General features: G+C 63.8%; 22 protein-coding genes. 14 read left to right on the top strand and 8 right to left on the bottom strand.

The window, feature by feature from the left end:
• The first annotated feature begins 89 nt into the window (after positions 1–89).
• On the top strand, positions 90–470 hold the full coding sequence (locus J5M58_RS07735) for a helix-turn-helix domain-containing protein (RefSeq protein WP_112252934.1): 381 nt from the start codon (positions 90–92) through the stop codon (positions 468–470).
• Here the strand turns inward: J5M58_RS07735 and J5M58_RS07730 are convergent.
• The 3 genes from J5M58_RS07730 to J5M58_RS07720 are packed head-to-tail and all read right to left on the bottom strand — an operon-like array spanning position 467 to position 1428.
• A complete protein-coding gene (locus J5M58_RS07730; RefSeq protein WP_112252935.1) occupies positions 467–829 on the bottom strand; it encodes a hypothetical protein in 363 nt (120 codons plus the stop codon). The genes J5M58_RS07735 and J5M58_RS07730 overlap by 4 nt on opposite strands.
• A complete protein-coding gene (locus J5M58_RS07725) occupies positions 822–1169 on the bottom strand; it encodes a head completion/stabilization protein (RefSeq protein ID WP_112252936.1) in 348 nt (115 codons plus the stop codon). The genes J5M58_RS07730 and J5M58_RS07725 overlap by 8 nt, the downstream gene beginning before the upstream one ends.
• Positions 1170–1179: 10 nt before the next feature.
• Positions 1180–1428 (bottom strand): helix-turn-helix domain-containing protein, encoded by a 249-nt coding sequence (locus J5M58_RS07720; RefSeq protein ID WP_112252937.1) that lies wholly within the window; start codon positions 1426–1428, stop codon positions 1180–1182.
• Between the two features lie 217 nt (positions 1429–1645).
• Here J5M58_RS07720 and J5M58_RS07715 point away from each other — a divergent pair, with 217 nt between their 5' ends.
• Positions 1646–3718 carry a TonB-dependent receptor gene (locus tag J5M58_RS07715; protein ID WP_207877750.1) on the top strand — a complete coding sequence of 691 codons (2073 nt, stop codon included), beginning with the start codon at positions 1646–1648 and terminating at the stop codon, positions 3716–3718.
• Between the two features lie 163 nt (positions 3719–3881).
• Here the strand turns inward: J5M58_RS07715 and chrR are convergent, their stop codons facing one another.
• Entirely contained in the window at positions 3882–4442 is a 561-nt protein-coding gene (gene chrR / locus J5M58_RS07710; protein WP_112252939.1) for a class I chromate reductase ChrR, read from the bottom strand.
• 157 nt (positions 4443–4599) lie between these two features.
• Here chrR and J5M58_RS07705 point away from each other — a divergent pair, with 157 nt between their 5' ends.
• A complete protein-coding gene (locus J5M58_RS07705; protein WP_003261019.1) occupies positions 4600–4818 on the top strand; it encodes a hypothetical protein in 219 nt (72 codons plus the stop codon).
• On the opposite strand, the gene J5M58_RS07700 is transcribed toward J5M58_RS07705, so the two are convergent.
• The 4 genes from J5M58_RS07700 to J5M58_RS07685 all read right to left on the bottom strand — a co-directional run bounded on the left by J5M58_RS07700 (position 4802) and on the right by J5M58_RS07685 (position 9272).
• Positions 4802–7051 carry an Orn/Lys/Arg decarboxylase N-terminal domain-containing protein gene (locus tag J5M58_RS07700; protein ID WP_112252940.1) on the bottom strand — a complete coding sequence of 750 codons (2250 nt, stop codon included), beginning with the start codon at positions 7049–7051 and terminating at the stop codon, positions 4802–4804. The two genes, J5M58_RS07705 and J5M58_RS07700, sit on opposite strands and share 17 nt — an antisense overlap.
• Before the next feature lie 175 nt (positions 7052–7226).
• Entirely contained in the window at positions 7227–7985 is a 759-nt protein-coding gene (gene dnaQ / locus J5M58_RS07695; RefSeq protein WP_112252942.1) for a DNA polymerase III subunit epsilon, read from the bottom strand.
• Between the two features lie 51 nt (positions 7986–8036).
• Positions 8037–8483, bottom strand: coding sequence for a ribonuclease HI (gene rnhA, locus J5M58_RS07690; RefSeq protein WP_112252943.1), 447 nt, complete (start codon positions 8481–8483; stop codon positions 8037–8039).
• Between the two features lie 15 nt (positions 8484–8498).
• Positions 8499–9272: a class I SAM-dependent methyltransferase gene (locus tag J5M58_RS07685; RefSeq protein ID WP_112252944.1), complete on the bottom strand. Its 774-nt coding sequence runs from the start codon at positions 9270–9272 to the stop codon at positions 8499–8501.
• 85 nt (positions 9273–9357) lie between these two features.
• Here J5M58_RS07685 and gloB point away from each other — a divergent pair, with 85 nt between their 5' ends.
• The 11 genes from gloB to J5M58_RS07630 form a co-directional block, all read left to right on the top strand.
• Positions 9358–10137 carry a hydroxyacylglutathione hydrolase gene (gene gloB, locus J5M58_RS07680; RefSeq protein WP_112252945.1) on the top strand — a complete coding sequence of 260 codons (780 nt, stop codon included), beginning with the start codon at positions 9358–9360 and terminating at the stop codon, positions 10135–10137.
• Positions 10138–10237: 100 nt separating this feature from the next.
• A complete protein-coding gene (locus J5M58_RS07675; RefSeq protein WP_133974128.1) occupies positions 10238–11668 on the top strand; it encodes a lytic transglycosylase domain-containing protein in 1431 nt (476 codons plus the stop codon).
• 218 nt (positions 11669–11886) lie between these two features.
• Complete coding sequence (locus J5M58_RS07670; RefSeq protein ID WP_207877748.1) at positions 11887–13716, top strand: extracellular solute-binding protein; 1830 nt, start codon at positions 11887–11889, stop codon at positions 13714–13716.
• Entirely contained in the window at positions 13713–15548 is a 1836-nt protein-coding gene (locus J5M58_RS07665) for an extracellular solute-binding protein (RefSeq protein WP_207877746.1), read from the top strand. The genes J5M58_RS07670 and J5M58_RS07665 overlap by 4 nt, the downstream gene beginning before the upstream one ends.
• 1 nt (position 15549) lies before the next feature.
• A complete protein-coding gene (locus tag J5M58_RS07660) occupies positions 15550–16623 on the top strand; it encodes a microcin C ABC transporter permease YejB (RefSeq protein WP_016488245.1) in 1074 nt (357 codons plus the stop codon).
• A 1-nt stretch (position 16624) separates the two neighbouring features.
• Positions 16625–17644 (top strand): ABC transporter permease, encoded by a 1020-nt coding sequence (locus J5M58_RS07655; protein ID WP_085664605.1) that lies wholly within the window; start codon positions 16625–16627, stop codon positions 17642–17644.
• Position 17645: 1 nt separating this feature from the next.
• Complete coding sequence (locus tag J5M58_RS07650; RefSeq protein WP_207877744.1) at positions 17646–19256, top strand: ABC transporter ATP-binding protein; 1611 nt, start codon at positions 17646–17648, stop codon at positions 19254–19256.
• A gap of 469 nt (positions 19257–19725) precedes the next feature.
• The gene (locus tag J5M58_RS07645) at positions 19726–22656 is read left to right on the top strand and encodes an aminotransferase (RefSeq protein ID WP_207877742.1); all 2931 of its coding nucleotides are present in this window, start codon (positions 19726–19728) and stop codon (positions 22654–22656) included.
• Between the two features lie 411 nt (positions 22657–23067).
• Positions 23068–23973 (top strand): LysR family transcriptional regulator, encoded by a 906-nt coding sequence (locus J5M58_RS07640; protein ID WP_112252951.1) that lies wholly within the window; start codon positions 23068–23070, stop codon positions 23971–23973.
• A gap of 122 nt (positions 23974–24095) precedes the next feature.
• Entirely contained in the window at positions 24096–25031 is a 936-nt protein-coding gene (locus J5M58_RS07635) for a hypothetical protein (RefSeq protein ID WP_207877740.1), read from the top strand.
• The coding region (locus J5M58_RS07630) for a toxin VasX (protein WP_368857198.1) at positions 25028–25500 on the top strand (473 nt) is incomplete at its 3' end. The genes J5M58_RS07635 and J5M58_RS07630, both read left to right, overlap by 4 nt.

Genomic DNA, 25500 nt, shown 5'->3' with positions numbered 1-25500 from the left:
TCAGAAATGCTCCTAAAAACGCAGGGCTGTATTCATAACGAGTAGTTTAAGCCCATGGAATATCATTAAACCAGTCATGGATATTTGTTATGAGTACTCACGTACTTGCTGCTGTGTTAACACGCCTCAAGCTTCTGACCGGTGCCCAGTCGGATGCCGAACTGTCGCGCAAACTGTCGATCAGCCCACAGACGCTGAGCAGCTGGAAGGTTCGCGACAGCATCCCGTACTCACTATGCGTAGATATCGCCAGGCAGCATGCCTGCTCGCTGGATTGGTTGTTGCTGGGCGAAGCCGGGCAGAGCCCTGCGGCCCAGGATGAAGCAGACTGGGAGTACGACATGCTCGAGCGGCTGCGAACGCTGTCACCAACCGATCGCCAGGCCATCCTGCTGGTCATCAAGGACAAGCAGCGCATCCAGCAACTGGAACAGAAACTGAATGCGCTTCGCGGGGCGGCCAATGACTAACCCCGGTGCCGCCAGCGCTGGATGAGCTCGCGTAGGTCCAGCGTATCCAGCCAGGCCATGACCTTGAGGCTGATGGGGATTACCACCACGGCAGCTACGAACGCCGCCATGCCACGAGTCAGCAAAGGCACCAATGACGAAACCAGCGGCTCGAACAGATGGCCAACCCCCACGGTCACGAACACCAGCAACAGTCTCTTGCCCAGCGTCAGACGCCTGGTCGTATTGGTGATCAACCGGTCACGCGCCGCACTCACCAGCAAAGCCCCCAGAAACGCGGCGAACAGTACATTGCCATCCATGCCCAGCAACTCCACCAGCGGCGGGGCCAGGCTGTCGAAAACAGATTGTTCAGCCATGGGCAGCCCCTCGGTGCGTCGCCGACAAATAGGCGGTCGAGCCCAGTTTATGCATGACCGCGGCTTCGACAAAGCGGATGTAGCACACCCGCAATGCACGCCCCTGATCATGCCCGGCCACATCCTCGAGGCGCTTGTAGCCCCGTTCTCGCAGCACCGCGCGCCAGCGTGCGAATTCGCGTGCCGCGTCGATGGCGGCGCAGCGTGCGGCCACTTCCAGCGCCGCCTCACTGACTGGCCGCTGCAGGTTCAGGCGCTCGCGCAGGGTGGCCAGGTCCACCCGTGGCCAGAATGGGTCATGGCAATCGGCAAAGCGCGATAACCGAGGATCGTTGCCCATGTGTCACCTCTCACTGCCCGACCAGCATGCCGTAGCGAATGGCCTTGATCACCGCCGCCACCCGGGTGGGCACATCGAACTTGCGCAGGATGTTCGACACGTGGAAGTTCACCGTCGATTCCTTGCATTCCAGGATCTGGCCAATTTCCCAAGAGCTCTTGCCGTAGGCGCACCACAAAAGCACTTGCTGTTCACGTGGTGTCAGGCGAACCGGGGCGTCCGCCAAGGGTTGCTGCGAGTGTCGCGCGTTGTCAGTCATGCTTGAACTCCACGGGTTATGAGAGGCATCGCTGCCGATCTGCAGTCACCTTACGAAGCGCTGGCCGCCCTGCTCCATCGCTGCGGCTTGTAAAGAACTTTCGTACAAAACCGTCTGACGAAGGCTGCGCGATATTTGTCGTCTTTCCTCGTGCTCCAAGCGCCATTTCGCTCGTCTCAACGCCGTTGTCCATTCGCCTTTCGCCTGGAGTCGTACAATGCGTTGCGTTTTGCCCCTGCCATCCTGCCTCGGCCTGCTGGCTGCTTTCGCTGCCTCCCAGCCTGCCCTGGCGGCATCTTCGCTCGAGTTGGGCCAAGTGCTGATCACCGATGAGGAGCAGAACGACCTGACCGCAGCCGCCGAACGCCTGCACGAAGTGCCGGGCGCCAGCAACCTGGTGGACATGCAGCGAGTGGGACAAGGCCGGGTCGCCAGCAATCAGGATGTACTGGCCTACCAACCCGGGGTATTCGCCCAATCGGCGGGCAACGATGGCATCAAGCTGTCGATCCGCGGTTCGGGCCTCAACCGCGCACCGGGGGCCCACGGTTCCGGGGTGTACACGATGTTTGACGGCCTGCCCCTGACCGGCCCGGGCGGTACGCCCTACGAGCTGTTCGAGCCGCTGTGGCTGAGCCGTGCCGAAGTGCTACGCGGCGCCAACGGCTTCGACCAGGGTTCCCTCGCCCTTGGCGGCGCGATCAACTATGTCACCCACACCGGCTACGACGCCGCGCCGCTGCAGGTGCGCTATGAAGTCGGCAGCCGCGGCTACCAGCACCGGCATATCAGCTCGGGGCAGGTGCTGGGCAACCTCGACTACTACGTGGCCCTGACCGATTCGGAATATGACGGCTACCAGGCGCACAGCAGTGGCAGCGCCAAGGGCGTTGCCGCCAACGTCGGCTACCGCTTCAACCCGAACCTGGAAACCCGCTTCTACTTGCGCTACCGGGAAACCGAGAACGAGCTGGCCGGGCGCCTGACCAAGGAGCAGATCAAGCACCACCCACGTGCGGCCAACCCGGCCTACCTGGCCCGCGACGACAGCCGCCCGCAGCCGGGCAGCACCTGGGTGGGCAACAAGACCACCTTCTACCTCGACGACGATGCGCGCCTGGAAGCCGGCCTGGTATACCACGACTACCCGATGGACCTGCGTGAAGGCCCGATGCGCCTGAAGGTGGCCTACACCGATGTCAGCGGCACGCTGAACTACTTCCGTCGCGATACCTTGTTCGGCCATGAGAGCAAGACCACCATCGGCTGGCGCACCACCAAGCACCTGCCCAACAGTGGTGCTTCGCAGTTCAACCGCAACGGCGATGTGTTCGGTGAGCGCACCCGTGACTTCACCTACCAGGGCTCGGACACGGTGCTGCATGTGGGCAACGACCTGGAACTGGTGCCGAACCTGTGGCTGACCACGGGCCTGGCAATGATCTATACCCGCCGCGAAAGTGATGTCACCTACCCTGCCGAGGGCGGCAAGGTAAGCATGCATGACTGGGACTATGCGCCACGCGTGGGGCTGCGCTATGACATCCGCCCAGACCTGCAGGTATACGGCAACCTGAGCCGCTCGGTAGAGCCGCCCCACCCGTGGTCGCTGATCTGGAGCTCGCCCAAAGTAGACGGCAAGCAGATCCAGCCGATCGAGATGCAGAACCAGACCGCCACTACCCTGGAGCTGGGCGCGCGTGGCGATTCGATGCTTGGCCGCTGGGACCTGGCCTGGTACTACGCGCAGGTGCGCCATGAACTGCTGGCCGTGGAAGTGGTGCCGAACTTCACCTCGGAGTTCAACGCCAGCCCCACCGTGCACCAGGGCGTGGAAGCCGGCCTCGACAGCGACCTGTGGGAGCGCGCCGGTACTGGCAAGCTCAGCCTGCGCCAGGCCTACACCTTCAGTGATTTCCACTACCGCGATGACGACCAGTTCGGCGACAACCGCCTGCCGGGCATCCCCATGCACTACTACCAGGCCGAGCTGCGCTATGACTGGCCGAGCGGCCTCTACGCCGGGGTCAACACGCAGATGGCGTCGAAGGTGCAGGTGGACTACGCCAACAGCTACCACGCCGATGAATATGCCTTGCTCGGCGCGCGCCTGGGCTGGGATTCACCGAAGCAGGACTGGCAGACCTGGCTGGACCTGCGCAACCTGACCAACAAGCGTTATGCGGCGACGGTGACACCGACCTATGACGATGCCGGCAAAGACAACGCCCGCTCGACGCCGGGCGAAGGCTTTGGCGTGTATGCCGGGGTTTCCTACAGTTTCCGCTAATCCGCTTTTTTGTAGGAGCGGCCTTGTGTCGCGAAAGGGCTGCGCAGCAGCCCCAGGATTTCAGCTTCGCAACATAAATTGCCGGGGCTGCTGCGCAGCCCTTTCGCGACACAAGGCCGCTCCTACAGGGATCGTGCGCTCAGCGATGATTGCTCAAGGCAGGTCAAACCGCCCGGTTCAACTTAACCCACGAAGCAAACTTGTCGACAAACGCCTGCAAGAACGGCCGGGTCTTGTCATTGAGCTTGCCTGCGTCATCGAACAGGCTCGCTGCGCCGCCGATATAGGCCTCGGGCATCTGCATGCACGGCATATCCAGAAACACCAGCGACTGGCGCACGGCATGGTTGGCACCGAAACCACCAATAGCCCCCGGCGACACACTGACCACCGCCGTTGGCTTGCCCCCCCAGGCGCTCTGCCCGTAGGGCCGCGACCCCACATCGATGGCGTTTTTCAGGCAGCCCGGCACCGAACGGTTGTATTCCGGGGTAACGAACAGCACCGCATCGCTGCGGCGGATTTCGTCGCGAAAACGCTTCCAGGCCTCTGGCGGTGCGTCGGCCTCGACGTCCTCGTTGTACAACGGCAGATCGCCGATCTCGACGATCCTCAGGGCAAGGCTGGACGGCGCCAGCTCCGAGAGTGCGCGGGCGACCTTGCGGTTGTAGGAATCCTTGCGCAAGCTACCGACGACAACCGCTACCGAATACACCTGGCTCATGGCAATTTCCAACCTTCGCTGAGTAAAGGGACGTTGTAGTTATAGATGACCGTTCCTCGGCGCCTTGGTTTTTTTTCCGCGGGGCGAAAACTTCCGACGCTGTTCCACGGTCTATGCCTGCAGACATTTCCCACGCAATTCAGAGGTTTCCACCCAAATGGCAGCAGTAATGGTCGGCCAATTCCACGCCCGTGACGCCGAAGGCCGCATCTACCCCGTGCACGAGTTCCAGGAGTCGACCCTGCAAACCGACGGCAGCACGCTGGGCGCCCCCATCACCACCTATCGCCTGGCCATCGGCGACAAGGTCAACCACCTGGGCGAAAACCGCTTCGAACTGGCGCGCAGCGGCGTCGAGATCATTCGCATTCCTTGATGCAATCCACCGTGTAGCGGCCGCTTTCGTTCTGCAGGCCGTGCACGTCGGCGACGAAACCTGGGAAGCCCTGGTTGAACGCCCGGGCGAATGCCAGGTAATCGAGTATCGAGCGGGTCGCCTCGGTGAACCGCTCGCCCGGCATGATCAATGGAATACCAGGCGGGTACGGCACCAGCATCACCGCCGCCACGCGCCCCAGCAGCATCTCGATCGGCACCGCTTCCACCTCACCGCGCACCATCTGGTCATAGGCCCGGGCCGGGCTCACGGCTACCTCCGGCAAGCGCGTGAACAGCCGCTTCAGCTGCTTGGCCGTGGCATTTGCCCGGTAGCAGCCATGCAACTGGTCGCACAGGTCGCGCAGGCCCATACCCTGGTAGCGTGAGGCATCGGCAGCCACCACGCTCGGCAGGCAGTTGTTCAGGGCGGTATTGCCGTCATAGTGGCGCTTGAACTCCAGCAACTCGGTAAGCAGGGTGCTCCACTTGCCCTTGGTGATGCCCATCGAGAACAGCACCAGAAAGCTGTAAAGGCCGGTTTTCTCCACCACCAGCCCCCGCTCCCAGAGGAACTTGCTGACCACCGCCGCCGGGATGCCATGCTCGCCCAGCGCACCGCCCGCGCTCAGGCCCGGCATCACCAAGGTCACCTTCAGCGGGTCGAGCAGCACATAGTCGTCCGCCACTTCGCCAAAGCCATGCCACTCCGCCCCCGGCTGCAGCAGCCAGTCCTGCGCGGCCAAACGGTGGATGCCTTCGGCACTCGGCGGCTGCCAGATGCTGAACCACCAGTCGTCGGCAGCGATATGCTCGCGCAGGTTGGCCAGGGCACGGCGAAAGCTCAGCGCCTCGTCGAACATTTCCTGCAACAGCGAACGCCCGGCCGGCCCCTCCATCATGGTCGAGGCCACATCCAGCGAAGCGAGGATGCTGTATTGCGGCGAGGTCGAGATGTGCATCATGAACGCTTCGTTGAAGCGGTCACGGTCCAGCTGGCGCCTGGCCCCGTCCTGCACATGAATCATCGAGGCCTGGCTGAACGCGGCCAGCAGCTTGTGGGTGGAATGGGTGCTGAACACCAGCGGGCTGTCTGCCGCGCAGGCCGTGCCCATGGCATGGCGCCCGGTGAAGAACTCGTGGAAGGCCGCATAGGCGAACCAGGCTTCGTCGAAGTGCAGCACCTCGACACTGGCGCCCAGGCTCTGCTTGATCAGCCCGGCGTGGTAGCACAGGCCGTCGTAGGTGGAGTTGGTCACCACCGCCAGCTTGATGCGCTGCCCGCGATCGCGGGCAAGAGGGTTGGCCTGGATCTTCGCCTGGATCGCCTCGGCGCTGAACTCGCTGAGAGGGATCGGGCCGATGATGCCCAGTTCGTTGCGCTCGGGGCACAGATAGAGGGGAATGGCACCGGTCATGATGATCGCGTGCACCACCGACTTGTGGCAGTTGCGATCCACCAGCACCAGGTCGTCGCGGCCGACCATGGCGTGCCAGACGATCTTGTTGGCCGTGGAGGTGCCATTGATGACGAAGAAGGTATGGTCGGCGCCAAAGTTGCGTGCGGCCCTGGCTTCGGCTTCGGCCAAGGGGCCGGTGTGATCGAGCAGCGAGCCCAGCTCCGGCACGGAAACGGACAAGTCCGAGCGCAGGGTGTTTTCCCCGAAGAACTGGTGAAAGGCCTGGCCAACCGGGCTTTTGCGATAGGCCACGCCGCCGCCGTGGCCCGGGGTGTGCCAGGAATAGTTGGACTGCGCGGTGTGCTGTACCAGGGCCTTGAAGAACGGCGGCAGCAGGCCGTCGAGGTAGATGTGTGCGGCACGCGCCACCTGGCGCGCAAGAAACGGCACGGTGTCTTCGAACAGGTAGAGGATGCCGCGCAGCTGGTTGAGCTCGCTCATGGCTTCGGCGGGGGCGTTTTCCAGGGTCACCTGTTCGCCCAGGGCGAAAATCGGCAGGTTGGGCGCACGCAGGCGGGCCAGTCGAATCAGCTCGGCCATGCTCTGCAGCAGGTGAGTATTCTCGCCGACGCCCTCGGCGGCAATCAGCATGCAAGCCAGGCCATGGTGGGTGGCGGCGACCAGGCAGGCCTCGGCATGGTCGGCGGCGGCGAGGATGGCAAAGCCGTCCTGGCGCAGTTCCTCGGCGATGCCCCGCACGCGTTCGCCAGCGACGCTGTCGGCCTTGATGGCACGGTGGACAATGAGGATGGGGAACTTGAGGTCCTTGTACATCAGGTGGCTACCTCCGAAGGACATGACGTCCATTTCAGGGTAGTTGAGCCTTGTACTGCCTGTACTGGCCTCTTCGCGGGTGAACCCGCTCCCACAGGGACTGGATTGTTTTCAAGACCAGTCGATTGTCTGTGGGAGCGGGCGCGCCCGCGAAGAGGCCGGTACAGGCTGAAAATCAGCTAGCAGGTGTCTCGGTCAAAGCCTGCCACATGGATGGCCCACCCGCCGACTTGGCAATGGCCGCCAGGCGCTCGGCATGCGCCTCCAGCTCCTCGGCACTGGCCATGATCACCCGCCCGGGCACACGCCCGGTAATACGGCGAATCTCGCTGCCGCCAGCACCGCCCCCTTCATCCCCCGATTCTGCCCCATGCCCGGCCAGCGACAGGCTGGTCTGGCCACCGGTCATCGCCAGGTAGACGTCAGCCAGCAGTTCCGAGTCGAGCAATGCGCCGTGCAGTTCACGGCCCGAGTTGTCGATGTCGTAGCGTTTGCACAGCGCATCCAGGCTGTTGCGCTGCCCCGGGTGGCGCGAGCGCGCCAGCAGCAGGGTGTCGAGGATGGTGCAGTGCTGGGAAATGTCCGCGCGGTCCTGCTGGCCCAGCAAGGCAAATTCGTTATTGATGAAGCCAACGTCGAACGCCGCGTTGTGAATGACCAGCGTGGCGCCCTGGATGAACTCGAAGAACTCCTCGGCCACATCGCCAAAGCGTGGCTTGCCGACCAGGAAGGCATCGGTGATGCCGTGGACGTTGATGGCGCCCTCGTCACTCTCACGGTCCGGCTGCAGGTAAACGTGGAAGTGCCGCCCGGTCAGGCGCCGGCCGATTACCTCGACACAGCCGATCTCGATGATCCGGTGGCCTTCGCTGACCGGCATACCCGTGGTTTCGGTATCGAGAATGACGAACCGTTTATCTTGCTGCTGCTCCACGCGGGGCGCTCCAACTTGCATCAGTTACAAAGGGCGCAATTGTACCCCAGCTCAACGCTTGGCGCGCACCTCATCGACGCCACGGTTGGCCAGCTGATCGGCGCGTTCGTTGCCGGGGTGGCCGATGTGCCCGCGTACCCACTTCCAGGTGACCTTGTGGCGGTTGACCTGCTCATCCAGCTGCTGCCACAGGTCGGCGTTCTTCACCGGCTCCTTGGCCGCGGTTTTCCAGCCGCGCTTCTTCCAGTTGGTCATCCATTCGTTGATGCCCTTCATCACGTACTGCGAGTCGGTGGTCAGCACCACCTCGCATTCGCGCTTCAGCGACATCAGGCCCTGGATCGCAGCCATCAGCTCCATGCGGTTGTTGGTGGTTTCACGCTCGCCGCCCCACAGTTCCTTCTCGACGCCCTTGTAGACCATCAGCACGCCCCAGCCACCAGGGCCCGGGTTGCCCTTGCAGGCACCATCAGTAAACATCTCGACGCTATCGCTCATGTACCACTCTTGAAGTCAGTGCTTGTCAGTTTCGGGGTTGGCCGCCGTGCGGTTGACCTTGGCCAGCGGCAGCGGCAGCAGTTTGCCCATCGGCTCGCGGCGCTCCGGGCGCAACGGCCGCAGGCCCACCACCATCTTGCGCGCCACCAGCAGGTACACCCCGCCTCCGGAGCCCTGCCAGCCGCCGGCCATCCGTTCCCAGCCCTGCAGGCGGTGCTGCCAGGCCGGCGAGGCAAGCGGCGGACGATAGCACCCGAAGCGGCGTTTCTCCAGCGCGAAGCCCAGCAGGTTGAGCCAGTCGCCCACCCGCGACGGCGAGATGCAACGGGCCTTGCGCAGGGCGCCGTGGCTGAAGAAATGGCGCATGCCCCAACTGCTCCAGGGGTTGATCCCGACGATCAGCAGGTGCCCGCCAGGGCGCACGGCGCTGGCCGCCTCGCGCAGCAGGCCGTGGGGCGACAGGCTGAAATCCAGGCCATGCTGCAGCACCACCACATCGGCGGCGTGCTCGCTCAGCGGCCAGGCCTGCTCTTCGCAGACAATCTCCACCCCCGGCAGCGGCGCGCCGAGGCGCACGTTGCGCTGCACCTGAGGCGCGCTGGGCGGTGGCTCGGCGCAGGGCCCGTAGTGCACAAGGTAACCCCCGAAGAAGCGCCCGAGTTCTTCTTCCAGCAGTTTTTCCTCCTCCTTGAGCATCAGTTGGCCGAGTGGGCCGTTGAACCACTCACGGGCCAGGCTGATCAGCTTGACCCACTCCGGGTCGGCCTGGGCAAAGGCTTGGTCGGTCATTGCGCTCTCCCTCGAAGGTTCTCGCACCGCGCCATCGCGGCTAAGATGCCTTCATGTGCCACGCTAGGCGAATCGGATCCGCACCATGATACAGATCGATGCTCTCCCCGCTTTCTCCGACAACTACATCTGGTTGTTACAGGATACTGCCAAACGCCGCTGCGCGGTGGTCGATCCGGGTGACGCCGGCCCAGTGGAACGTTGGCTGTCGGCGAACCCCGGCTGGGTACTGAGCGACATCCTGGTCACCCACCATCACAATGACCACGTCGGCGGCGTGGAGCGGCTCAAGCAACTGACCGGCGCCCGCGTCTGCGGCCCGGCCCGCGAGCACATTCCCTGCCGTGACCTGGCGCTGGACGAAGGTGACCAGGTGACCGTGCTTGGCGTGACCTTCCAGGTGCTGGCCGTGCCCGGCCATACCCTGGGGCATATCGCCTTGTTCAGCGACCAGCCGGCAACACCCGTGCTGTTCAGTGGCGACACATTGTTCGCCGCCGGTTGCGGGCGCATGTTCGAAGGCACCCCCGAACAGATGCAGCCTGCCCTCGCCCGCCTGGCAGCCCTGCCAGAGCACACCGAAGTGTACTGCGCCCACGAATACACCCTGAGCAACCTGCGTTTCGCCAAGGCGGTGGAACCCGGCAACCCGCACGTTCAACAGCGGTTCGAGGACGTTACCCGTTTGCGTGGCGAAAATCGCATCACATTGCCATCAACGATCGGTCTGGAGCGCCTGACCAATCCCTTCCTGCGCACCTCTGAAACATTAGTTAAACAAAAAGCAGACGAATGGAAGGGACATTCAAACCCCTCGCATGTCGCTGTTTTTGCTGCCTTGAGGTCTTGGAAGGACACCTTCTGATAACCTCAAGATATATCGCAAGCGATGGTCAAAGGTTGACCAGGCCCGGAGCGGTTTCTAGAATCGCCGAAATTTTTCACCCGGAAACCTGTGTCAGCCGATGTCTTCCCGTAGCCGCAGAACCTCTCATTCCGTCGCCCTGACGCGCCTGGCCCAAATCAGTGCGCTGGCCCTGGCCGCCACTTTGGTGGGCTGCCAGAGCACCCGTCAGCTCGACGAATCCGATAGCGTTCGCGCGCACAACTACCAGGCGCGGATCAAGCACAAGCCTTCGCCGCTGCTGGTCAAGCCGGCCGAGCAGGCACCCCAGGATGTATGGGAACGCATGCGCCAGGGCTTTGCCCTGCAGGACAACATCGACGTCAACCCGCGCATCGAGCAGCAGCGTCTGTGGTTCGCCAGCAACCCAAGCTACATCGAAAGCGCCGGCGAGCGTGGCAGCCTCTACCTGCACTACATCGTCGAGCGCCTCGAAGAGCGCGACATGCCGCTGGAGCTGGCCCTGCTGCCAGCCATCGAAAGCGCCTACAACCCGATGGCCTACTCGCGCGCCCACGCCGCAGGCATGTGGCAGTTCATTCCGTCCACCGGGCGCCACTTCAACCTGCGCCAAACCAACTTCTACGATGGCCGTCGCGACGTGACCGCCTCGACCAATGCCGCACTCGATTACCTCAGCCGCCTGCACGACATGTTCAACGGCGACTGGCTGCTGGCCCTGGCTGCCTACAACGCCGGCGAAGGCACGGTCAGCCGCGCCATCGAGCGCAACGAGCGGCTCGGCCTGCCCACCGACTACTGGAACCTGCCGCTGCCGCAGGAAACCCGCGACTACGTGCCCAAGCTGCTTGCCCTGTCGCAGGTGGTACTCACGCCGCAAGCCTATGGCGTGAACCTGAACCCGATCGCCAACGAACCTTACTTCGAGGCGGTGGCCATCAACGACCGCCTCGACCTGTCGCGGGTAGCAGCCTTCGCCAATATCGACGAAGACGAGCTGATCCAGCTCAACCCGGCATTCAAGAAGCGCATGACCGTGGACGGCCCGCAGCAGCTGCTGGTACCCACCGCCAAGGCGCAACTGCTGAGCGACAGCCTGTCCAACCTCAAGCCCGAGCAACTGGTCAGCCTGCAGCCGAACAAGGCCGTGTTCGCCCGCGCAGTGGCCGAAGCCAAGGCTCCGGTCGCGGCGCGCAGCTACCGGGTCAAGCGCGGCGACAATCTGGGCGCAATCGCCAAGGCCAACCGCGTTTCGGTCAAGGACATCAAGCGCTGGAACCGTCTCTCCGGCAACAGCGTGCGCGCTGGCCAGGTGCTGGCCCTGCGCGGTGGCAGCGCGCCGAGCGCTGCTGGCAATCGGGTAGCCGCCTCCGGGAAGCGCTCCACGCAGTACAAGGTACGCAAAGGCGACTCGCTGTACCTGGTGGCCAAGCGCTTCAACGTGGAAATGAAGCACCTCAAGCGCTGGAACCCACGCAGCGGCCATGCCCTGAAGCCAGGCCAGACCCTGACCGTCTACCTCTCGCATTGATGTAGTGCGGGGCCGCTGCGCGCCCCATCGCCGGCAAGCCAGCTCCCACACCGACCGCATCGACTTGAAGTCTTGTGCAGTACCTGTGGGAGCTGGCTTGCCGGCGATGGGCTGCAAGGCAGCCCCTTGCAATCCTCAAGTTCGCACTCTTTTTCCAACCCCACCAAGCTGTTACTGTACCCCGATCAAAGCCCAACGCCTCTGGATCGGATGCCGACTTGATACGTCCCCTCCTGCTGTCACTCAGCCTGGCCTTGAGCTTTCCCGCAGCCGCGATGGTGAGCGAAAGCCACGGATACGCGCAGTTCGGCACGCTCAAGTACCCAGCCACATTCACCCATTTCGACTGGGTCAACCCGCAAGCGCCCAAGGGCGGCACCTTGCGGGCCATGGCTTTCGGTACCTTCGACACCCTCAACCCCTACACCTTCAAGGGGTCGAGCCCGATTACCACGCCCAATTTCCAGCAATACGGCGTCAGCGAGCTGAACGAGCCGCTGATGGTCGGCACCGGCCAGTACGACCCGTCCGGCGACGAACCAACCTCCAGCTACGGCCTGATCGCCCGCTCTGTGGAGTACAGCGAGGACCGCAGCTGGGTAGTGTTCAACCTGCGCCCGGAAGCCCACTGGCATGACGGCAAGCCGATCACCTCGGCAGATGTGGCCTTCTCCTACCGCACGCTGCTCAAGGATGGCCACCCGATCTACCGCACCAACCTGCAGGAAGTGCAGCGGGTGGACATCCTTGGCCCGATGCGCATCCGCTTCGTGTTCAAGCGCGCCGGCAACCCGTTGCTGATCCTGCGCCTGGGCGAAATGCCGGTGCTGCCCAAGCACTACTGGCAAAAGCGCGATTTCAAGGCCACCACCTTCGAGCCCCCGCTGGGCAGCGGCCCCTACCGCATCACCCAGGTCCAGCCTGGGCGCCGGCTGGTGTTCGAACGGGAGAAGAACTACTGGGGCAAGGACCTGGCGGTGAACCGTGGCAAATACAACTTCAATCGCGTGGAGTACGAATTCTACCGCGACGCCACGGTCGCCTTCGAAGCGTTCAAGGCCGGCGAGTTCGACATCTATATCGAGCACCAGGCGAAGAACTGGGCCAACGGCTACAACTTCCCGGCCGTGCGCCGGGGCGAGGTAATCAAGGCACAGATCCCGCACCGCATCCCCACGCAAACCCAGGGCCTGTTCATGAACAGCCGCAGGGCCACCTTCAGCGACCCACGGGTTCGCCAGGCGCTGGGGCTGATGCTCGACTTCGAGTGGACCAACCGCGCGCTGTTCAGCGGCGCCTATCGCCGTTCGACCAGCTACTACCCCAACAGCGAGTTCGCCGCCACCGGCCTGCCCACCGGCAAGGAGTGGCTGCTGCTGGCGCCGTTCCGCGACCAATTGCCGGCCAGCCTGTTCAGCGAACCCTACAAGGTCAGCCAGACCGATGGCCGCGGTATCAGCCGCCACACCCTGCGCCAGGCCCTCGGCCTGCTCGCCGAGGCCGGCTGGAAACTGAACGGGCAGCGCCTGGTTGACAGCAAGGGCCAGCAGCTGCGCATGGAGCTGCTGCTGGTAAACCCCAACCTTGAACGCATCCTGCAACCTTATGTCGAAAATCTGGCCAGCATCGGCATCGATGCGCGCTTGCGTACCGTGGACCGCGCCCAGTACAAACAACGCCTGGACCAGTTCGATTTCGACATGATTCTGATGACCCTGAACCAGACCCTGAGCCCCGGCCTCGAACAGTGGCTGTACTTCCACTCCAGCCAGGCCACGACCAAGGGCAGCAAGAACTATGCTGGGGTCAAGGACCCGGTGGTCGATCATCTGCTCGACACCCTGCTCGCCGCCCGTACCCGTGATGACCAGGTCGCCGCCGCCCGCGCCCTGGACCGGGTGCTCTCATGGCAGTACTACATGATCCCCAACTGGTACCTCGACAATCATCGCCTGGCCTACCGCAACCGGTTCGCCTTCGTCACCACGCCGCCCTACACCCTTGGGCTGAACAGCTGGTGGATCAAGACCTCGGAGAAAGCCCAATGACGCCAACGCACCGACTGCGCCGGCTGGCCGGCAGCCTGTTGCTTGCCTGCCTGAGCCTTCCCGCCCTGGCCGCACCGCAGCACGCGCTCACGCTTTATGACGAACCGCCCAAGTACCCGGCCGACTTCAAGCACTTCGACTACGTCAACCCTGACGCGCCCAAGGGCGGCACCTTCCGCCAGTCCAGCTTCGGCGGTTTCGACAGCCTCAACCCGTTCATCAACAAGGGCGTGCCAGCCGAGAATATCGGCAGCATCTACGACACCCTGATGCGCCAGAGCCAGGACGAGCCGTTCACTGAGTACGGCCTGGTGGCCGGCAAGATCGAAAAGGCCCCGGACAACAGCTGGGTGCGCTTCTACCTGCGCCCCGAGGCACGCTTCCACGACGGCCACCCAATGCGCGCCGAAGACGTGGTGTTCACCTTCAATGCCCTGATCAAGGACGGCGCGCCGCTGTACCGCCAGTACTATGCCGACGTCGCCGAAGTGGTCGCCGAAGACCCGCTGACGGTGCTGTTCACTTTCAAGCACAAGAACAACCGTGAGCTGCCGCTGATTCTCGGCCAGCTGCCGGTGTTGCCCAAGCACTGGTACGAAAGCCGCGAGTTCAACCGCGGCAACCTGGAAATCCCGCTGGGCAGCGGCCCGTACAAGGTCGCCGAGGTCAAGGCCGGGCGCTCGGTGCGCTACGAGCGGGTCAAGGACTACTGGGCCAAGGACCTGCCGATCAACCGCGGCTTCTACAATTTCGACGTGATGACCTTCGACTCCTACCGCGACACCACGGTCGCCCTGGAAGCGCTCAAGGCCGGGGCGTTCGACTATGCGCTGGAAGTCAGCGCGAAGAACTGGGCCACTGCCTACAACGTACCCGCCGTGCGCGATGGCCGGCTGATCAAGGAAGAATTGCCCAACGGCAACCCCACCGGCATGCAGGGTTTCATCTTCAATATCCGCCGCCCGGTGTTCCAGGATGTGCGCGTGCGCCAGGCGCTGAGCCTGCTGCTTGACTACGAGTGGACCAACAAGCAGCTGTTCAACGGCGCCTACACCCGTACCGGCAGCTACTTCGAAAACTCGGAAATGGCCGCCCGCGGCCTGCCCGGCCCCAACGAGCTGAAAATCCTCGAACCGCTGCGCGGCAAGGTCCCCGAGCAGGTATTCAGCCAAGCCTTCCACAACCCGGTCAGCGACGGCAGCGGCATGATCCGCGAGCAGCAGCGCCAGGCCTACAAGCTGCTGCAGGAAGCCGGCTGGAAAATCGTCGACGACAAGATGGTCGACGCCCAGGGCAAGCCGGTGAGCATCGAGTTCCTGCTGGCACAGACTGAGTTCGAACGTATCCTGCTGCCGTTCAAGCGCAACCTCGCCGACCTTGGCATCGACCTGAACATCCGCCGGGTCGACGTTTCCCAGTACATTACCCGCCTGCGCTCGCGCGACTACGACATGATCGTCGGTGGCTACCCGCAGTCCAACTCGCCGGGCAACGAGCAGCGCGAGTTCTGGTCCAGTGCCGCCGCCGACAACCCTGGCAGCCGCAACTTCATCGGCCTGCGCGACCCGGCCATCGACCAGCTGGTGGAGCAACTGATCAATGCCGATTCGCGCCAGAGCCTGATCGACCACTGCCGGGCCCTCGACCGCGTGCTGCTGTGGGGCTACTACGTGATCCCCAACTGGCATATCAAGACCTGGCGCGTGGCCTACTGGAACCACATCGGCCACCCGGACGTCTCGCCCAAGTACGACATCGGCATCGACACCTGGTGGATCAAGCCTGGCGTAACCCCGGCCGCCAGCGCAGCCACTGCGGACGAGGCCGAATAACATGCTGGCCTACATCCTGCGCCGCCTGCTGCTGATCATCCCGACCCTGTTCGGCATCCTGATCATCAACTTCATCATCGTCCAGGCAGCCCCCGGCGGCCCGGTCGAGCAGATGATCGCCAAGCTCGAAGGTTTCGAAGGCGCCACCAGCCGCATTGCCGGTGGCGGCGCCGAAGTGTCCGTGGCCGGCTCCAACTACCGTGGCGCCCAAGGCCTGGACCCGGCACTGATCGCCGAGATCGAGCGCATGTACGGCTTCGACAAGTCGCCGCCCGAGCGCCTGTGGATCATGATCAAGAACTACGCCCGTCTGGACTTCGGCGACAGCTTCTTCCGCGATGCCAAGGTCATCGACCTGATCGTCGAGAAGATGCCGGTGTCGATCTCGCTGGGACTGTGGAGCACGCTGATCATGTACCTGGTATCGATCCCGCTGGGCATTGCCAAGGCCGTGCGCCACGGCAGCCACTTCGATGTGTGGACCAGTTCGGCGATCATCGTCGGCTATGCCATCCCGGCGTTCCTGTTCGCCATTCTGCTGATCGTGCTGTTCGCCGGCGGCAGCTACTTCGACTGGTTCCCGCTGCGTGGCCTTACTTCCAACAATTTCGACGAGCTGAGCACCACCGGCAAGGTGCTGGACTACTTCTGGCACCTGGTACTGCCGATCACCGCGCTGGTCATCGGCAACTTCGCCACCATGACCTTGCTGACCAAGAACAGCTTCCTCGACGAGATCAACAAGCAATACGTGGTCACTGCCAAGGCCAAGGGCCTGAGCCGGCCACGGGTGCTGTATGGCCATGTGTTCCGCAATGCCATGCTGCTGGTGATTGCCGGTTTCCCTTCGGCGTTCATCGGCATCTTCTTCACCGGCTCCCTGCTGATCGAGGTGATCTTCAGCCTCGACGGCCTCGGCCTGATGAGTTTCGAAGCGGCCATCAACCGCGACTACCCGGTGGTCTTCGGCACCCTGTTCATCTTCACCCTGCTGGGGCTGGTGGTGAAACTGATCGGCGACCTGACCTACACCCTGGTCGATCCACGCATCGACTTCGCCAGCCGGGAGCACTGACATGGCCTTGTCCCCCCTCAACCGCAGGCGCTTCGAGCGCTTCAAGGCCAACCGCCGTGGCTGGTGGTCGCTGTGGCTGTTCCTGATCCTGTTCGGCCTGAGCCTGGGCGCCGAGCTGATCGCCAACGACAAGCCGATTGCCGTGCGCTACGACGGCGAATGGTACTTCCCGGCGTTCAAGCGCTACCCGGAAACCACCTTCGGCGGCGAATTCCCGCTGGAAGCCAACTACAAGAGCCCGTACATCCGCGAACTGCTGGAGAAGAAAGACAGCTTCGTGCTGTGGGCACCGATCCCGTTCAGCTACCAGAGCATCAACTACGACCTGCGCGTACCCGCACCGGCCCCACCGTCGGCGGACAACTGGCTGGGCACCGACGACCAGGGCCGCGATGTGCTGGCACGGGTGATCTACGGCTTCCGCATCTCGGTGCTGTTCGCCCTGACACTGACCGTGCTCAGCTCCATCGTCGGCGTGATCGCCGGTGCCCTGCAGGGCTTTTATGGCGGCTGGGTCGACCTGGCCGGGCAACGCTTCCTGGAGGTCTGGTCGGGCCTGCCGGTGCTGTACCTGCTGATCATCCTTGCCAGCTTCGTGCAGCCCAACTTCTGGTGGTTGCTGGGCATCATGCTGCTGTTCTCGTGGATGAGCCTGGTGGACGTGGTGCGCGCCGAGTTCCTGCGCGGGCGCAACCTGGAATACGTGCGCGCAGCCCGCGCGTTGGGGATGCGCAACGGCGCGATCATGTACCGGCACATCCTGCCCAACGCCATGATCTCGACCATGACCTTCATGCCGTTCATCCTCACCGGCGCAATCGGCACCCTCACCGCCCTGGACTTCCTCGGTTTCGGCCTGCCGCCTGGCGCACCGTCGCTGGGCGAGTTGGTGGCCCAGGGCAAGTCCAACCTGCAGGCCCCCTGGCTGGGCATCAGCGCCTTCGCCGTGCTGGCGCTGATGCTGAGCCTGCTGGTGTTCATCGGCGAATCCGCCCGCGATGCCTTCGACCCGAGGAAGTGACATGAGTGAACAGAACCTGATCGAAGTGCGCGACCTGGCGGTGGAATTCGTCACCGGGGACCAGGCCCACCGCGTGGTGAACGGCATCAGCTTCGACATCCGCAAGGGTGAGACGCTGGCACTGGTGGGCGAGAGTGGCTCGGGCAAATCGGTCACCGCGCACTCGCTCCTGCGCTTGCTGCCCTACCCCCTGGCCCGCCACCCCAGCGGCAGCATCCGCTACGAGGGCAAGGACCTGCTGCAGCAGAACGAGAAGACCATGCAGCGCATTCGCGGCAACCGCATTGCGATGATCTTCCAGGAGCCGATGACCTCGCTGAACCCATTGCACTGCATCGAGAAGCAGATCAACGAAATCCTCCTGCTGCACAAGGGCCTGACTGGCAAGGAGGCCACGGCGCGCACCCTGGAGCTGCTGGAGATGGTCGGCATTCCCGAACCACGCAAGCGCCTGAAGGCCCTGCCCCATGAGCTGTCGGGCGGGCAGCGCCAGCGGGTGATGATTGCCATGGCCCTGGCCAACGAGCCGGAACTGCTGATTGCGGACGAGCCGACCACGGCGCTGGACGTGACCGTGCAATTGAAGATTCTCGACCTGCTGAAGAAACTGCAGGCGCGTCTGGGCATGGCCCTGCTGCTGATCAGCCATGACCTGAACCTGGTACGGCGCATCGCCCACCGTGTGTGCGTGATGCAGCACGGGCAGATTGTCGAGCAGGCCGAATGCGCCACGCTGTTCAGCGCGCCGCAGCACCACTACACGCAGATGCTGATCAATGCCGAGCCCAGCGGGCTGCCGGCGCACAACCCGGTGGGCGCGCCATTGCTGGAGGTGGATGACCTCAAGGTGTGGTTCCCGATCAAGAAGGGCCTGCTGCGGCGCACGGTCGACCATGTGAAGGCGGTGGACGGGGTCAACTTCAGCTTGCCGCAGGGGCAGACGCTGGGGATTGTCGGCGAGTCCGGGTCTGGCAAGTCGACGTTGGGGCTGGCGATCTTGCGCCTGATCTCCAGCCAGGGCGGCATTCGCTTCCATGGTCAGAACCTGGAAGGGCTGAACCAGAAGGCCGTGCGCCCGTTGCGCCGGGAGATGCAGGTAGTGTTCCAGGACCCGTTCGGCAGCCTGAGCCCACGCATGTGCGTGGCGGATATCGTCGGTGAAGGGTTGCGCATTCACGGCATTGGCAACGCGCAGGAACAGGAAGCGGCGATTATTGCTGCCCTGGAGGAAGTGGGGCTGGACCCGCGCACGCGGCATCGCTATCCGCATGAGTTTTCCGGTGGGCAGCGCCAGCGCATTGCCATTGCCCGGGCGTTGGTATTGAAGCCGGCGCTGATCCTGCTGGATGAGCCTACGTCGGCGCTGGACCGCACGGTGCAGCGGCAGGTGGTGGAGTTGCTGCGCAATCTGCAGCAGAAATACAACCTGACCTACCTGTTCATCAGCCATGACCTGGCGGTGGTCAAGGCGTTGAGCCACCAGTTGATGGTGATCAAGCATGGGCATGTGGTGGAACAAGGGGATGCACAGGCGATCTTCCATGCGCCGCAGCATCCGTATACCCGGCAGTTGCTGGAGGCGGCGTTCTTGGAGGTGGATGCGGCTAGTTAGCTTTTGGGGGCTGCTGCGCAGCCCATCGCCGCGGTTCCAAGCCTGCTCCCACCCCGACCGCGCTGGCTTCAAGCCATGCGCTATCCCTGTGGGCCATTTCCCAATCCTCGCCGAACCCAAGACTTGCACCAAGGCTGATTAATGTGTCGCCAGGGCCGGCCCTTTCGCGGGCACGCCCGCTCCCACAGGGTCAGCACAGGCTTCAACACTTGCGCAGTACCTGTGGGAGCGTGCGTGCCCGCGAAGAGGCCCGTCCAGGCAGTCGAGAATTTTCAGGGGATTCAAGAATGACCACGGAAGACACCCACTTCACTGTCAGCAAAACCACGTCTACCAAGGCGAACACGGCATACACAGCTCCGGGGCAGCAATCCAATCATCAAATTTTCTGACAACAATCGTCTTCCATCATCAGCCAGATCGAGCATAAATTCTCCACCGTCAACCCCCAGCAGCAACGGTAGAGCCCATGTCCAGCACACAATACCAGCCCGCCTCCCCTGCCCTGACCACGCTGATCCAGCGTTCCGGCCTGCCCAGCCCTGCGCTCGGCGAAGCCCAGGCACATGCCGTGCTGCAAACGCACTACGGCATTGCCGGCAACCTGTCGCCACTGGGCAGCCAACAGGACCTTAACTTCCGCGTAGACGCCCCCCAAGGCAGCTTCGTGCTCAAGGCCTGCCACGGCAGCTACGCCCAGCTCGAACTGGAAGCCCAACACGCGGCCCTGGCCTACCTGCGCGAACAGGGCTTGCCAGTGCCCGCCGTGTGCCCGGCAAGCGACGGCCAGATGCTGCTGGCGCTGGAAATAGACGGGCAACCGCTGCGCCTGCGCCTGCTCGACTACATCGAAGGCCAACCGTTGACCCGCCTCAAGCACATGGAGCCACGCCTGATGGCTGAACTGGGCGGGCTCTGTGCGAAGCTGGACAAGGCACTTGCCAATTTCGATCACCCAGGCCTTGCGCGCACCCTGCAATGGGACCCGCAGCATGCCCAGGCACTGATCGCTCACCTGCTGCCGGTGCTGCAGGACAGCGAGCAGCGCGCCCGTATCGAACACACCACCCGCCAGGCCAGCGAGCGCCTGACGCCGCTGGTTGCTCACCTGCCAAGCCAGGCCGTGCACCTCGACATCACCGACGACAACACCGTGTGGGCCCGTGATGCCCAGCGCCAATGGCAGCTGCAAGGGGTGATCGATTTCGGCGACCTGTTGCGCACGTGGCGCATCGCCGACCTGTCGGTAACCTGCGCGGCGCTGCTGCACCATGCCGAGGGCGACCCGCTGCGCATCCTGCCAGCCGTGCATGCCTACCAGGCGCTCAACCCACTGAGCGAAGCCGAACTGCGCGCCCTGTGGCCACTGGTGCTCAACCGCGCCGCCGTGCTAGTGCTGAGCAGCGAGCAGCAACTCGCCGTAGACCCCGGCAACCAGTACACCCGCGACAACATCGCCCATGAATGGGAAATCTTCGACACTGCCACCGCCGTACCCTTCGCGTTGATGGAAGCGGCCATCCTGCAAGCTGCGGGCCTGCAGCCTGCCACGCTGGACCTGAGCGGCTGCGCGCCACTGCTCCCTGAGCTGGACGGGCAGGCAGTGACGCGCGTCGACCTGGGCGTACTCAGCGTGCATTGCGAGGCGGGCAACTGGGAGCAACCGGGCATCGACCAGCACCTGCTGACCACGCAACCGGCCCCGGCCTGCAGCCTGCACGGGCAGTATCGCCTGTCGCAAACCCACATCGACCGCCCCGAAGAGCCCGCCACCTGCGCCTTGGGCGTCGAGTTGCATGTACCCAACGGCAGCCTGGTACAAGCGCCAGATGCCGGCACCTGGCAGCGCCATGGTGACGGCCGTGGCTGCCTGCGCAGCGCGCACTGGACCTTGTGGCTGCAGGGCCTGGAAGACGCGCCTGCAAATGGCCAGGCCGTGGAAAAAGGCCAGCCGCTGGGCAGCAGTTGTGGCTTCCTCAGTGTGCAACTGTGCCTGGATGACGGCATCCAGCCGCCATTCTTCGCCACGCCATCCCAGGCGACGGCCTGGCTGGCCCTGTGCCCGTCGCCAGCTGCCTTGCTGGGCTTCGACTGCAACGCCGAACCACTCCCTGACCCACAGGCCCTGCTGGCCCGCCGCGACGCCAGCTTCGCCCGCTCGCAGAAGCACTACTACGCGCAACCGCCCCACATCGAACGCGGCTGGCGCAACTACCTGATCGACATGCAGGGCCGCTCGTACCTGGACATGCTCAACAACGTCGCGGTGCTGGGCCACGGCCACCCGCGCATGGTCGCCGAATCGGCGCGGCAGTGGTCGCTGCTGAACACCAACTCGCGCTTCCACTACGCGGCCATCACCGAGTTCTCCGAACGCCTGCTGGCGTTGGCACCCGCAGGCTTCGACCGGGTGTTCATGGTCAACAGCGGCACCGAAGCCAACGACCTGGCGATTCGCCTGGCCTGGGCCTACAGCGGCGGGCGCGACCTGCTCAGCGTGCTGGAGGCCTACCACGGCTGGTCGGTGGCCACTGATGCCATTTCCACCTCCATTGCCGACAACCCGCAGGCCCTGGAAACCCGCCCGGACTGGGTGCACCCGGTCGAAGCGCCGAACACCTTCCGTGGCCGCTTCCGTGGTGCCGACAGCGCCACCGACTACCTGCGCGACGTCGACGCCAAGCTGGCCGACCTCGACGCCCGTGGCCGCCAGTTGGCAGGCATCATCTGCGAACCGGTGTACGGCAATGCCGGGGGTATTTCGTTGCCGGCCGGTTACCTGCGCGAGGCCTATGCCAAAGTACGTGCCCGCGGCGGCGTGTGCATCGCCGACGAGGTGCAGGTCGGTTATGGCCGCCTGGGCGAGTACTTCTGGGGCTTCGAGGAACAGGGCGTGGTGCCTGACATCATCACCATGGCCAAAGGCATGGGCAACGGCCAACCGCTGGGCGTAGTCATCACCCGCCGCGAGATTGCCGAAGCACTGGAAGCCGAGGGCTACTTCTTCTCCTCGGCAGGTGGCAGCCCGGTCAGTTGCCGCATCGGCATGGCGGTGCTGGACGTGATGCAGGAAGAAGGCCTGTGGGACAACGCCCGCGATACCGGGCGCTACTTCAAGTCGCGCCTGCAGGCACTGGTCGACAAGCACCCGCTGGCCGGCGCGGCGCATGGCTCGGGCTTTTACCTGGGGCTGGAACTGGTGCGCGACCGCGCAACCCTGGAACCAGCTACCGAGGAAACCATGACGCTGTGCAATCGCCTGCGTGACCTGGGCATCTTCATGCAGCCGACTGGCGACTACCTGAACATCCTCAAGATCAAGCCGCCGATGTGCACCAGCCGGGCGAGCGTGGACTACTTTGTCGACAGCATTGATCGGGTGTTGGGCGAAGGGCTGTAAGGAACTGGGTGGTGCTGGCGGCGTTGGCCTTTGGATATTCAGCGCCTGTGAGCCCCAGCGCTTTGTGGGAGCGGGCACGCCCGGGCACGCCCGCGAACACCGGCAAAGCCGGTGCCATCAACCGCGTCGTCTGTTTCGCGGGCGCGCCCGCTCCCACAGGTGCTGCGCTGGCTTGGAGTTGACGCTGTACCTGTGGGAGCGGCTTTAGCCGCGAATACCGGCGAAGCCGGTGCCCTACCCCGCGCAGGCTTCTTCGCGGGTAAACCCGCTCCCACAGGTACCGCACAGGCTTCAGGTTCACGTTGGACCTGTAATGCGCCGCACCAGCGGCGCTCGATCCCACAGGGGCCATAAAACTTTCGCCTCATCTATTACTATTCGCTCACACCCCCCACCTCAGGTTCAATGAACATGGCCTTTACCAGCGACTCCCTGGCAATCTTCCTCGCGGTGCTGGAGGCAGGCTCGTTCTCTGCCGCCGCGCGCAAGCTGGGGCGTGTGCCTTCGGCCGTGAGCATGGCCATCGCCCAACTGGAGGCGGAGCTGGACCTGGTGCTGTTCGACCGGGCCACGCGCAAAGCCTTGCCCACCAGCGCCGCCCTGGCCCTGGAACCCCAGGCCAGGCAGGTGATCTGCCAGCTCAACCTGCTCGACGCCCAGGCCCTGCAACTGCACAAGGGCCTGGAAAAGCGCCTGACCATCGCCATGGCGCCCGAGCTGCAGACAGGCCGCTGGAGCCAACCACTGGAAACCCTCGCCCAGGAATTTCCCAGCCTGGAAATCGAGGTGCGCTCGGCCACCCAGGCCGAAGCCATCCGCCTGCTGCACGACGGCAGCGTGCAGCTGGCGCTGGTCTTCGAACGGCCTGGCATCGACGAGCGCGAGTCATTCCTGGAAGCTGGCAGCCAGTTGCTGGTTGCCGTTGCCTCCCCCCGCCATCCGGCCGGGCAAAACAGCGGCACGCCATTACCTGAAGAGGCTTTCGCCGAACAGCGGCAGATCATCGTGGCCTCGGGCAAGGCCACCGGGTCGGACCCGCGCATGGTACTGTCGCGACGCATCTGGCTGACCGACAGCTACCTGGCCACGCTGGACCTGGTGCAATCGGGCCTTGGTTGGGCGTATCTGCCGCAGCCGTTGGTTGAACCGTTGATCGCTTCGGGCGCGCTGGCAGAGGTGCGTTTCGACAACATGGCCAGCCGGTTGCGCCTGTGGGTGGACATCATCTGGGTCAAGTCGCGCCCGTTGGGCCTGGGCGCCCGGCGCTACCTTGAGGTGGTGCGCCAATGCTTTGAAACAGAATCCCCGAGGTCCTGAGCGATACGCCTGCCTCGTCCGAAAGCGAAAAATCCTACAACTGGTTAGGAAGCCAATAACTACCTGCAGCATTGATTCCCCGTTAGGTTTCTGCTCGCCATCAAGGAGAAAAGGAACTTCTCATGTCGAGCCAGTCCGCGCAGGGCTACGTGCAGTCGGTCGATCACTTCGCCAACCTGCAGCGTCAGCCAGACGAGGCCCTCTACCTTTTACTGGACCCATTCGCCGGCTGCCCGCCTGAGCACCCGCTGGCCATCGCTGCCCTCGGTGAAGCGCTGGGTAGTGATGCCGTAACACGCGTCGACTGCAGCGGGCTGGTGCAGGATCCCGAATGCTGGCCAGCTCTGGTGCGGCTTGCGAAACCCGGCGATGCGCCCACAGCCCTTGCGTCATTGAGTGCGACCTGCGCCGCTCGTGAATCGGCAGCTACCTGGCACTACGTGTGTGGCTGGCTGATCAGCGACCAACCCGCCAACCTCATCGCCCGGCACATCAGCCAGCAGTGTCAGGTACTGCACCAACCAAAACCGCACGGTATCACCGCCTGGTTCGAACCGGTGCGGCTGGCGCTGCTGCGCGCGACCCTGAAAAACGCAGACGAAGTCCTCGGACCTGTTCGCAGCTGGCTACATCCCGATGGTCGGGGCAGTTGCGAGGTATTCGAGCGAAAACCCATGGCTGGCGAACTGGCCGTCCCCGAGGCCGTAAGGGCGACACAGCATGTCGCACCACAGATCATTCAGCTGCTCTGTGCCTGGCATCGCCTGAGTGCCGTGCAGCATTCCCATGCAGGCCTGCCGGAAAACGCCCCCACCCATGCCATGAACCTGATCCTCAAGGCGTTCAGGCAGGGCCTGCGCGACCGCGCCGATATCCAGTGCATGAGCCTGCACATGCTCATGGTCCACCCACTGCTCCTTCAGCACCCGACCATCCAGCACGCGGTGGAAAAGGCAGCTGCCGGCGAACAGCGCCTGGCAGACCGCTTCGCCAGCTACGACGACTGCACCTGGTCGCACATCGTCGCCAGCCTGCCGAAGGCAAGGAGTTACTCATGAGCATCAGCAAAACCATCCACATCACCATGCAGGAAGAGATCCCCAATACCTACGGCACCTGTAATGCCTGCGAACGCTCCGGCCTGCCGATTCTGCTGCTGCGCGAGGCCTACGCCCCACGCCCGGATACAGGGCGCCCCTATCGCCTGGCAGACGATAGCGAAATCATCTTCCACCCGATGCACACCGACCAGTTGCGCCTCCTGCGCCAGGGTTATGTCTACGTACTGCTCGACCAGGAAATCTGGCAGGCCTACGAGGTAGCGGCGGAAGGTACCTTGCAGCGCTTTCCGGTATCGCAGATGCCCTTGGGGCCACCCAGGTCGTTACCCAAGGTATGCGCCACCGAAGGCCACGATGTGATCGCCTCCTTCATCAACATCGATACCCTGCTCTACCGCAAGGCCTGGATCGCCTTCGCCAACGACCCCTGGCCCCGTGCGGTACTCGACCGCTATCGGCAAGGCAT

It is taken from the genome of Pseudomonas sp. 32_A (assembly GCF_017490905.1).
Classification (GTDB): Bacteria; Pseudomonadota; Gammaproteobacteria; order Pseudomonadales; family Pseudomonadaceae; genus Aquipseudomonas; species Aquipseudomonas inefficax.
Note: the sequence above shows the minus strand (reverse complement) of the source record. Positions and strands in the feature narration are given on the sequence as shown.